A 10811-nucleotide genomic window follows, 5' to 3' on the forward strand; every position below is an offset into this window, starting at 1 on the left:
CGACTTTGGGTCGCCCCCATCGCATTGCCTGCAGTGCTTCTGCAATCCGCAGCTAATTGAAATCCTGAAGCTAAGTTCTCCTGACGACCGTCGCCGTAACACCGGTTGCCATACGAAATAGTACTTTTCTGTTTTGGGTAGAACAGAAATGGCGTTGAGTAGAGTTCTTAGTTTTACCGATCCGTCGGCCTGCCAGCAGGCTATTCGGTTTGCCAACGTCGAGCTATATCCGACAGCCAAAGGAAATTTTCATGCCGAGCTTACACAGATCGGCATGAACAGGCTCTGGATGCATCGATTTCATATCGCCCTGCCACAGGTCAATACTGTCGCGGTCAGGCCCGGCCGTAGATCGATTGGCTTTCTTACCGAACCTGATTCATCACCATTCCTGCACTGTGGCTTGGAAGTCTTGCCCGGCGACGTCGTTGTCAACCGGTTCGACGTCGTACATCAACGATCTGAGGCTGACCTTCATTATGGAACGATGTCTCTTCCAATTGATGATCTGGACGCCGCTGCCGAGACAATCATGGGGCTTGGGTTTCTGAAAGCGTCGCAGAAACGAATTATTCGCCCGAACTCTGCACTGATGCTCCGTCTCTTAAGACTGCACAAAGGCATTGGGCAGCTTGCGCATGACACTCCGGATATTCTGGAGTTACCCGAAGTCCTTCGGGCGTTGGAGAATAAGCTCACTCACCTCATGGTGAGGTGCCTTGCCGAGGGCGCCGGCATAGAGCCGACCGCCGGCAGCCGTCGTCACGACACCATCGTCGCGGGGTTCGAGGAATTCTTGGAGGCAAATCCCGACCGGCCGCTCTATCTTCCCGAAATTTGCGCAGCGATCGGCGTCGCCGAGCGGACACTTCGCGCCTCCTGCGAAGAGCATCTCGGCATGGGACCAATCCGGTATCTCACTTTGCGCCGAATGCACCTCGTGCGGCGGGCGCTCCTGCGCTCGGATCCGTGCAACGCCACCGTCACTCAGATAGTTACCAACCACGGCTTTTGGGAGCTCGGGCGCTTTTCGGTTGCCTACCGCGCACTGTTCGGGGAGCTGCCGTCGTGCACCTTGCGGCGCCCCGCGAACCAGCCGGAGGTTTGTTTCAAACGCCCGTCAGTGCTCGCGGCCACGAACTTGCAGGTCGCTTGACTGTCCTGCTAGTCCCACTTTGCTCTCAAAGACGACTTCGGACGTGATGAACACGATCGGGCGGCGCCAACTGGCGGACAGAGGGCGGTGCTGAGCTCGCACGCCGAAAGCCGATCTTGCCGATTCTTTTCCGTCGGCTGTCCGGCCGTATAGCGTTTGTCTGAGCAAATTATCCGGGAAACGAGCAGCTCGCGTTTCGGTTCTGAAAGACCGCCGTCAGGCGGTCTTTCCATTGACCGTGGCGCCCATAGCCGCAGCATTTGGTCGCGATCATCTTGGACTTGCCGGACTTGCATATTCGTCACATTCCGCCATCGACGTCGAACTTCCGAACCCGCATAGCCGAAGGAGCCCAACTACGGAATGCTGCCTCCCGTCGATCAGACCGATAGTTTCAATGGGTCGCAAGAACTGTCCGCCGGTCCGACGGGACGGGGCATATGGCAGAATGCGGTACACTCACGTTCGGCTACGCTGACGGCTACACCGCCGGGTTCGGCGACGCACGTATCAATCTCACGATAACGGGTGCCGGCGATTTCGACGCACGGTTGATACGGCTGAAATTGAATCAGCTGGAAGCGTGTCGGTGCTGCGAAAGCCTTCCGCGCATCGCCTATCTTTCGTTGCCCCCCGAACGGATATTCCTGTCGTTCCCGCTCGGTACGACGTCCCTTGTATCCAATGGATTTGCGTTGCGAAAGGGTGACATGGTCTTGCACGGTCGCGGCGAGAGCACGCATCAACGATCCGAGGGTGCTTGCCAGTGGGGCTTGATATCGCTATCGGCCGAGCAATTTGAGAATTGCAGCAAGGCATTGACCGGACACGAGATCGTACCGCCGCATGCGAGCAGAAGACTCCGCCCCGCTCGCGCGGACGCATCACGGTTCCAGCGCCTCTTTAGAGAAGCTTGCCATCTTGCGGAGGCGAGACCGAAGTTGATCGAGCGCCCCGAGGTGGCAAGAGCGTTGGAGCAGGCACTGCTTCATGCAATCATCAATTGTCTCGCCGAAGAGACCGACGACCATTCCAGGGCAAGATACCATCACAACGTCATCATGAGGCGCTTCGAAGACGCCCTCAGCAAAGGGATTGATCAGAAACTGAAAATGCCTGCGCTTTGTGCAGAAATCGGCGTGCCGGAGCGTAGCTTGAGGATGTGTTGCGCCAAATTCCTCGGCGTGAGTCCGACGCGATATCTTTTGTTGCGACGTTTGAACAAGGCTCGTTCGGCGCTCCGACGTGCCGATCCTTCGATGGCCACAGTTGCGGAGGTCGCCCGAAATCATCAATTCCTGGAGCTTGGGCGCTTTGCGGTGACGTATCGCACCACCTTTGGCGAGTCACCTTCCGTCACGCTGCAGCGCGATCCGTAACGATAACCTGCCGAAAGCGCATAGCGCATCCAGGGCGCTTGGATCAATTTCCTGTCCGCGAGGCGTCCGACCGATCGCCGAATGTGATCCGGCGTGGATGGGGTTGGGCGAAGGCTGCGGCCCTGGATTCAGCAGCCAACATCGAGGAACGCAACCATGAGCTTGTTCAGAACAATCTGGGTCGCTCTTGTCGTGTTGTGCACCGCCACGACAATGGCGAGCATTCCTGCCTCCGCCCAGCAGGCACAGAAGCCCAACATTCTCTTCATCATGGGTGATGACATCGGATGGATGCAGCCGAGCATCTACCACCAGGGACTGATGGTCGGGGAAACGCCGAACATCGATCGGATCGGCCAGGAAGGTGCGAAGTTCATGGACTACCTCGCCATGCAGAGCTGCACCTCCGGGCGCAATGCCTTCTTCACCGGAATGTATCCGCTGCGCACCGGCATGGTCCAGCCGCAGATTCCGGGCAGTCCCACCTATCTGCAGCCTGGCACGCCGGCGCTCGCCAAGTTCCTGCTCGACCTCGGCTACAGCACCGGCGAATTCGGCAAGAACCACCTCGGCGACCACACCGCCGCGCTGCCAACCGCGCACGGCTTCCAGGAATACTGGGGCTACCTCTACCACCTGGACGCCATGCAGGCGGTGAGCTTCCCCGACGTCAACAAGAGCCCGACCACCCAGGCCTTTGTGTCGCCGTGCAAAAACACGCCGATCCCCGGCCTGCCTGAGGTCCCCGGCGCCGTGGATCCGAAAACGACGACCTGCGCGACCCCACCGCGACCCATCATCTGGTGCAAATCGAGTGACGGCACGTCGAAGAATCAGACGTGTCAGGACCAGGGTCCCTTGACGCTTGAGCGCTCGAAGACGGTGGACGAGGAAATCTCAGCCAAGGTCATCGACTTCCTCGATCGCAACGACCCCAAGAAGACCGGCAAGCCTTTCTTCGTCTGGTACAACCCGGCGCGCATGCACGTTACAACTGTGCTGTCGGACAAATACCTGGCTATGCTCGGCGTAGTAGGCGGCAAGGATTGGGGCATCAATGAAGCCGGTATGAAGCAGATGGACGACAATATCGGCTATGTGCTCAAGAAGCTCGAGGACATGGGCCAGCTCGACAACACCATTGTCGTATTCACCACCGACAACGGTGCGGAAACGATAACTTTCCCCGATGGTGGGATCACGCCGTTCAGAGGTCAGAAAGGCGAAGCTTGGGACGGCGGCTACCGCGCTCCCGCTGTCATCCGCTGGCCGGGGGTCATCAAGCCCGGTACGATCAAGAACCAGTTGTTCGCCTCGCTCGACTGGTTGCCCACCTTTGTCGAGATCGCCGGTGGTCCGAAAGGTGATGGGCTCAAGAAGCAAATCGAGGCCGGCCAATATCCCGGCATCGTCAAGACGACCCTCGATGGCTTCAACCAGATCGACTACCTGACCGGCAAGTCGGACAAGTCTGCCCGGGACTACTTCTTCTACTACTCCGGAGCCAAGCCTGCGGCGGTGCGTTACAAGAACTGGAAGACCTACTACGACGTGGCGGGGCCCGGGCCCGCTGGCTGGCTCAAGGGGCCCGAGAAGTGGAACTTCCCGCTGATCCAGAACATCAAGCGTGACCCGTTCGAGCAGAACGTGTCCCCCGACGATGCGAAGTCGCTGCTCTATTTCGGCGGCTCATTGGCGGCGCCGAGCACTGCCTACATGTACGACGCACTTGCCATGTTCCCGATGGGCCAGTCGTTGTGGCTCAAGGAGTTGGAGTCGTACCGCGAGTTTCCGCCGATGCAGGTGCCGTCGAGCTACAACCTGGATCAGGTCATTGCACAGATCAGGGAGACCAAGACTACAACCCACCAGGGCGAATAGGGTATCGAGGCGATGAAGAAAAGGGGGCGGCCATGGCCGCCCCGCTGTCGAGACGCGCTTGATTGGAGTCCAGATCCACGTGCCATGCCCCCGTCCCCTCTGTCTGAGCCTCAGGTGCGGCATCGACTGAATTGCGTGAGTTCAAAAAGCAACATGAGGCTCATCCGAGCGACTGATCGCGTAGGACAGTGTGAGCAAGTGGGCGCCCCATGACGGGCGCCCGCACTCGGGACGAGTGCAAGAACCAGCACAGACGGAGTCGCAACCATGACCAAGACACACAGCGCTTGCATGATCATCGCCGTTCTGCTCGCCAGCGCGGGACCACTTCTGGCGCAGACCACACCTGCGGTGCCGCAGCACGTACCGCTGCAGAAGACGATCGGCCAACCCGGCCCGGATATCGTGCCGTCATTGATCGTCATGAACGCCCGCGGCGCCAGCCTGCAGGGCGGCAAACTGACCCTTACCGGCGTAGCGCCCAACTCGATCGTTTTCGCGGACCGCCCGGTGCGGGCGGCAGGGCATGCGCTTACGACGCACCTGCTGGAGGAATGGTCGCCCAGCAACGAAAGCGATGAGAGCTTCACGAAGGATCCGCCGAACGGCACGATCTCCGTGTTCAACACGGACGGGTCGAAAATCCGCGATGCCGTCGTGGTACTGAAGACGGCCAAACTCGAGGGCGACAAGCTGACCTTCGATGTTGACGTGCTCGAAGGCGAACTGACGGGCGGCGACGGGCCGGCGGCACTCTTCATCGACCGCTTCGGCTTCGGCGGCTTCCACGCCGGTGGTTTCCATGCTGGCGGCTTCGGCGGCTTCCACGCCGCCGGCTTCCGCGGCGGCTACGCTCGAGTGGGGGATGTCCGCTTCGGTCGGGTCGGTGCCGTCGGCTATCATCCCTACGTCGCGCGTGGCGCCTGGTATCGCGGGGCTCCATACGCCTACGGCGCTGCGGCGCTCGGCGGGGCAGCGCTGGGTGCGGCGGCGGCAAGTGCCGCCTATCCCTACTGCGGCTACTACCCCTATCCGCCTTGCTACTGAAGCAACGCGAATGATGCGCGCTCTCTGGGACCGTAGGTCCAATAGAGCGCGCAGATCAGCCGAGCCGGGCCCGAGCTGGGTATGGAGGATCGATCGTGCGATCTGAAATGCGTGTTTCTCGGGCTGTTCGCGACGCTCGTAGGCACAGCGGCTATCGTTACGCCGGCATCAGCGCAACAGCCGCAGAGGCTCAATACCCTCATCATCATGGGCGACGATATCGGATACTGGAATATCAGCGCCTATAACCTCGGCCACATCGATCGCATCGCGAACCAGGGCGCGATCTTCACGGATTATTATGGTCAGCAATTCTGGACGGCAGCGTATTGGAAGAGAGTGTTCCGGTTCGAGCAATAGCACTGCCTCCACAAGGACGTCTTCGAGATTGGCCATGCTGATGTCATTCGGAATGCTTGATCGCCCTCGCGCGTCAGAGTTTGTACCGCGGCGTCCGCCCGTCACGGCTTCATGCAAGCGCCGACGACGATGCATCGGGTTTGTGTTTGTGGTCCTTATCATGCTGAGTTGCTCGACCGGACAAAGCTACGGCGCCGAGACTCTCGATTGTCCAGAAATCGGTTCAACCTCCGTTCCCGATCTCATCGGCGACGTTTCCGGCGGCGAGTTGTTTGGCACCGAAAATCGCGTCGACCTCGCCAACGAGATCAACGAGGCGATCAACCGGCTGCAAATCGCTAGCCCAGCTATCTCATGGACCGATGTGCAGAACGTCCTGATCGCTGCCTATTGTCGTGTCGTTGCCCGAACGCCGGGGCTCACCGCCGCAGAGAAATGGGGCCGCATGCGCCAGTTCGACAATGTCCTGGAGCGGCAGATCTCGGTAAATATGATGCCAGCGGGAACGCTGATCATCGCCAATGTTCCTCTTCCTCCAGACGTGTATCGGGAACTCCGGAGGCAGGCCGTTGTCTCCAATCAGACGACGGCCCAATTGATGACAGCCATCCTGACGCGTGCGGCAGGGAAGTAGCCGATCGCTAGATAATAGCCGTGCAGGCTCATCCCCCTTGGCACTTCAGCTTGGCGAGGTCGACGTTCACGCTGCATTGCTCCGCGATGGTCTTGACCGCTCGCGTGAAATTGGGGTCGCACAGCAAATCCTCGTAGCTCATTCTGGGGACGGCTGCGCTTGATGGCTGCGAGAGATTAACGACCAGCGCGACCGCGTTCAGCGCGCCCAGCAAACACAGTAACGTGGTCAAGACAATCCTGGATCTGTGTGACATTTCCGATCTCCCGATTCCACATCGCAGTTGAGAGCAGCAAGGTTGCGGTGCCCGCCCACTCGCCGAGCGTGCATAATAACATACGGTGCGCCTGCTCGACATTGCCCTTTGGGCCCAATTCCGCGATCTGCTTGAACCTATCGGCGACATTGCGCCAGGGCGCGCTATCGAGAAGCGGACGCCCATCAGGGGGTGCCGCCGACTTTCGAGACTCAATTCGATGCTTGAATGTGATGACTTGTCCTGCTGACATGCCTTTCTGCCGAAACGGCATAGCGTACTCAGGTCGATTCGACCCAGCTTCTCGTCGAGGATCTGCACGAGGATTTGGGAGTCCCTTAGCCAGCAGGTAACAATCCGTGGCGCGCAAGGAGATCAGAGCGGACAGGAGCGATGGGTTTTCGAGGCGCCCTTCGGCCTCGACGGGCGCCCGTGCCGATCGCGCGCGCGCCTCGCCCCGCCGCTCGTGGCAGTCGGCGACCCGCCTAGCGATACTGGCGACAGTCGTCGCGCTCGCGGGCGTGACTTCGCTGTTCGTCACCGAGGACGACATCGTCTTGCCCAAAGCTCTTCGCAGCAGCGACGTGGCCCCTGCCCTCGCCTTTGTCGGCAGCGAAGCCTGCGCCGGGTGCCATCAGGCTGAAACCGCGTTGTGGAAACAATCCCAGCACAAGCATGCCATGCAGCATGCTACGGCCGCTTCCGTGCTCGGCAATTTCGATGATGCCAGCTTCGACTATTTCGGCATCCATTCGCGCTTTTTCAAAGATGCCAACAGATTCTTCGTCGAAACCGACGGCCCCGACGGCAAGCTCGCGACCTTCGAAGTCAAATACGCCTTCGGCGTTGATCCGCTCCAGCAATATCTGATCGAATTTCCGGATGGACGCATACAGGCGCTTTCGATCGCCTGGGACAGCAGGCCGAAAGACCAGGGCGGCCAACGCTGGTTTCATCTCTATCCCGGCGAGGAGATCAAGCACGACGACGTGCTGCACTGGACCAAGCTCAATCAGAACTGGAACTTCATGTGCGCGGAGTGTCATTCAACCGGCGTACGGAAGAACTACGACGCGACCAATGATCGTTTCCAGACGACATGGGCAGAAATCAGCGTCGGCTGCGAGGCGTGCCACGGCAAAGGCTCGCGCCACGTCGATTGGGCGATGAGCCAACGGAGCTGGTTTGCGAGAGATGACGACCCGCGCAAGGGGCTCGCCGTCTTCTTGAACGAGCGCAACGGCATTACTTGGCACCCCGATCCGAAGACCGGCAATCCGCAGCGCAGCGTCGCCCCTGCGGTGACGCGCAGGGAGGTTGAGACTTGCGGTCTGTGCCACGCCCGACGCGGCGAATTTTCCGAGGACTGGGTGCCCGGACAAGCGTTGTCCGATACGCACGTCGTCTCCCCCCTTGCCCGCGGCCTGTATCACGCTGATGGGCAGATGCGCGACGAGGTCTACAACTATGGATCGTTCAAGCAGAGCAGGATGTTCGCGGCCGGCGTCACCTGCAGCGATTGCCACGAGCCTCATGCCGCCACGCTTCGCGCTCCGGGCGATGGCGTTTGCCTGCAATGCCATGCTTCGGAGAAGTATGAGGTTGCCTCGCACAATCGCCACGAAGGCGTAACGCCGACCGTAACCTGCGCCTCATGCCATATGCCTGTCAGCACCTACATGGTGGTCGACAAACGGCACGACCACAGCCTTCGAATTCCGAGGCCGGATCTCTCCGTGAAGCTCGGGACACCCAATGCCTGCAACGATTGTCACGCCGACAAATCCGCAAAATGGGCGGCCGACGCGATCGAGCGCTGGCACGGGCCTGTGCGAAAGGGCTTCCAGAATTACGCCGAGGCATTCCAGGCTTCCTGGACCGACCGCGCCGATGCGCCCGCGTTGTTGGCTATGGTGGCGGCCAGTCCCACGGCGCCGGCAATCGCGCGTGCAAGCGCCCTAAGCGAACTTCATTCGCGCGTCTCGCCCACGAATATCGAGCTCGCCCGCAAGGGCTTGGCCGATCCTGACCCAATGGTGCGGGTCGCGGCACTTGACATGCTCGACGGCCTGCCCGGCGATCGGATCTGGCCGCTCGTCTCGCCTCTTCTCTCCGATCCAAGCCGCGGCGTTCGTATCAGAGCGGTGTCCGTTTTGGCCGCCGTGCCAGTTGCCAGCCAGCCAGCCCCCGACCGCGGCGCGTTTGACCGGGCGGCGGCCGAGTTCGTTGCGGCGCAACGCCTCAACGCTGACCGGCCCGAAGCCCGCTCGATGCTCGGAAACTTCTACGCGCGGCGCGGGCTGACAGCCGATGCAGAGGGAGAATACAAGGCAGCCGTCCGTCTCAGTCCCCAATACACGCCTGCGGCGATAAATCTGGCGGACCTGTATCGGCAGCTTGGCCGGGATAGCGACGGCGAAAGTATCCTGAGAACAGCCATCGCGTCTTCACGTCAGGACGCCGGTTTGCACCATGCGCTTGGGCTCAGCCTGACCCGACAGAAACGACGGGATGACGCGCTCGACGAATTCCGCATGGCCAGCGAGCTCGAACCAGACCGATCGCGCTACGCCTATGTCTACGCCGTGGCGCTGCATTCGGCGGGCCGCATCGATGAATCGATTGACGTGTTGAAGAAGAACCTCGCTCGGCATCCGAACGATCGCGAAACCCTGTCAGCTCTCGTCACGTTCAACCGCGATTCCGGCAACATCGGTGCCGCGCTCGAATATGCTGAGCGACTCTCTCGCCTCTTCCCGAATGACCGTGAATTGACCCGCCTCACCGACGATCTTCGCGCGCGTCTGAAGTGACGTCATTGAACCGTGGGACCAGCGCTAGTATTTCCTCACTATCGGCCTCGGTGACGTAGGCGGCGTTGGCGCTGCGGGGGAGAGGTTGAACGTCAGCCAGAGGTTCCAGCCCGCCGGCCGATTCTCGTTGGCAAATTCGCCATAGGCTTTCAGGTTTAGATAGCCCTGCATGTCTCCGACCGGGAAAATGTAGCCGAGCTGCGGTCCGACGCCGACCACCCGCGACTGGAAGCAGCCGACGCGATCGCCGGAGCCGCTGTCACAGCCGATCTGCTGGTAGAGGTAACCCACGAGGCCGACCTGCCACTGCTTGGTCAGGAATTGCGACACGCCCCAGTCGAGGTGCATGTCGACGCCACTCTGGTATTGAGTAGCAGGGTTTATGAAGTTGTAAGTGAACCCGAGCACCGCCGAAGCTTCATGCCCGGTCTTCGGGTCGAAATAGGTGTAGCCGCCGCCGGCGTCGATCGCCCAATGCCCGAGCCCCAGATTTGCAAGGCGGGATGATTCGTAGGCCCCGACCGGGATGTCCCCCGTGATGTAGGTCATGTAGTTGTGAACGCCGGCATTCCACTTCAACTGGAAAATCGGGATCAGATCGCCAAATGCGGTGAGCGAGCTATCGATGCTGTCGAACCGCGAGAACGGAAACGTGCCGCCCGGCGTTGTCAGTGTTCCTGTGAGCTGCCCGGCCAGTGACGTCGAGTTGTTGCCGTAAAGCCCTAACAGGGTGGCGGAGGCCTGCGCACCCAGCACAGGTGTCTCGAAAACGTAACTGGGGGCCACTATGCCGAGATTGGCGGTTGCATTGACCCTGGCGTCCAGGCTGGCCGTCAGGTTCGTCGGTATTTGACCGATCGTGATTTCCCGTGCCCGCGCCACGTTTCCGCCGGCGGAAACCGCCGTGCGATAGTAAATCGAAGTTATCGACCAACCCGGCTGTTGGGGGGTAGCCGCGAGGCTACCGAAGAAGCCGGGTATCCAGAAGCTGATGCCGCCCTCATCGGCGCGCGCTGCTTGGTCGGGGAGCACGAGTAAGGCCGCAATTGCTGCCGCGCTCAACCGCCGGACGAAACCGGCCGTCGATAGCGATTTCCCGCCCTTCATCTGCCAATCCCCCCTTTTCTTCAACGGCTCTCCCGTCACAGCCGAAGAATGATCCGGCGTGCGAGGGACCGGAAACGAGGAGATACTATCACAGCGCATCCACACGTGATCCGTGCTTTCCCGACTTGTGCATCCTTGGCAAGAGACTGTGCCTTCCATGCCACAATTTCCCGGGTGC

Annotated in this window: 9 protein-coding genes; 6 read left to right on the forward strand and 3 right to left on the reverse strand. The window is 60.4% G+C overall.

Features of this window, described 5'->3' with window-relative positions:
• The first annotated feature begins 148 nt into the window (after positions 1–148).
• The 4 genes from ACVJGD_RS21975 (at position 149) to ACVJGD_RS21990 (ending at position 5463) form a co-directional block, all read left to right on the forward strand.
• Positions 149–1156 (forward strand): helix-turn-helix domain-containing protein, encoded by a 1008-nt coding sequence (locus ACVJGD_RS21975; RefSeq protein ID WP_456636283.1) that lies wholly within the window; start codon positions 149–151, stop codon positions 1154–1156.
• Positions 1157–1596: 440 nt separating this feature from the next.
• A complete protein-coding gene (locus tag ACVJGD_RS21980) occupies positions 1597–2535 on the forward strand; it encodes a helix-turn-helix transcriptional regulator (protein ID WP_456636284.1) in 939 nt (312 codons plus the stop codon).
• 213 nt (positions 2536–2748) lie between these two features.
• Positions 2749–4416, forward strand: coding sequence for an arylsulfatase (locus tag ACVJGD_RS21985; protein WP_456640331.1), 1668 nt, complete (start codon positions 2749–2751; stop codon positions 4414–4416).
• Positions 4417–4683: 267 nt separating this feature from the next.
• The gene (locus tag ACVJGD_RS21990) at positions 4684–5463 is read left to right on the forward strand and encodes a hypothetical protein (RefSeq protein WP_456636285.1); all 780 of its coding nucleotides are present in this window, start codon (positions 4684–4686) and stop codon (positions 5461–5463) included.
• 168 nt (positions 5464–5631) lie between these two features.
• On the opposite strand, the gene ACVJGD_RS21995 is transcribed toward ACVJGD_RS21990, so the two are convergent.
• Positions 5632–5859: a hypothetical protein gene (locus ACVJGD_RS21995; protein ID WP_456636286.1), complete on the reverse strand. Its 228-nt coding sequence runs from the start codon at positions 5857–5859 to the stop codon at positions 5632–5634.
• On the opposite strand from ACVJGD_RS21995, the gene ACVJGD_RS22000 reads away from it, so the two are divergent.
• A complete protein-coding gene (locus ACVJGD_RS22000; protein WP_456636287.1) occupies positions 5858–6457 on the forward strand; it encodes a hypothetical protein in 600 nt (199 codons plus the stop codon). The two genes, ACVJGD_RS21995 and ACVJGD_RS22000, sit on opposite strands and share 2 nt — an antisense overlap.
• A 28-nt stretch (positions 6458–6485) precedes the next feature.
• On the opposite strand, the gene ACVJGD_RS22005 is transcribed toward ACVJGD_RS22000, so the two are convergent.
• Complete coding sequence (locus ACVJGD_RS22005) at positions 6486–6713, reverse strand: hypothetical protein (RefSeq protein ID WP_456636288.1); 228 nt, start codon at positions 6711–6713, stop codon at positions 6486–6488.
• 359 nt (positions 6714–7072) lie between these two features.
• Here ACVJGD_RS22005 and ACVJGD_RS22010 point away from each other — a divergent pair, with 359 nt between their 5' ends.
• Positions 7073–9526, forward strand: a complete 2454-nt coding sequence (locus tag ACVJGD_RS22010; protein ID WP_456636289.1) for a tetratricopeptide repeat protein — start codon at positions 7073–7075, stop codon at positions 9524–9526.
• Positions 9527–9550: 24 nt separating this feature from the next.
• On the opposite strand, the gene ACVJGD_RS22015 is transcribed toward ACVJGD_RS22010, so the two are convergent.
• Complete coding sequence (locus tag ACVJGD_RS22015; RefSeq protein ID WP_456636290.1) at positions 9551–10633, reverse strand: SphA family protein; 1083 nt, start codon at positions 10631–10633, stop codon at positions 9551–9553.
• Positions 10634–10811 lie beyond the last annotated feature (178 nt).

Source organism: Bradyrhizobium sp. USDA 10063, from assembly GCF_054063735.1.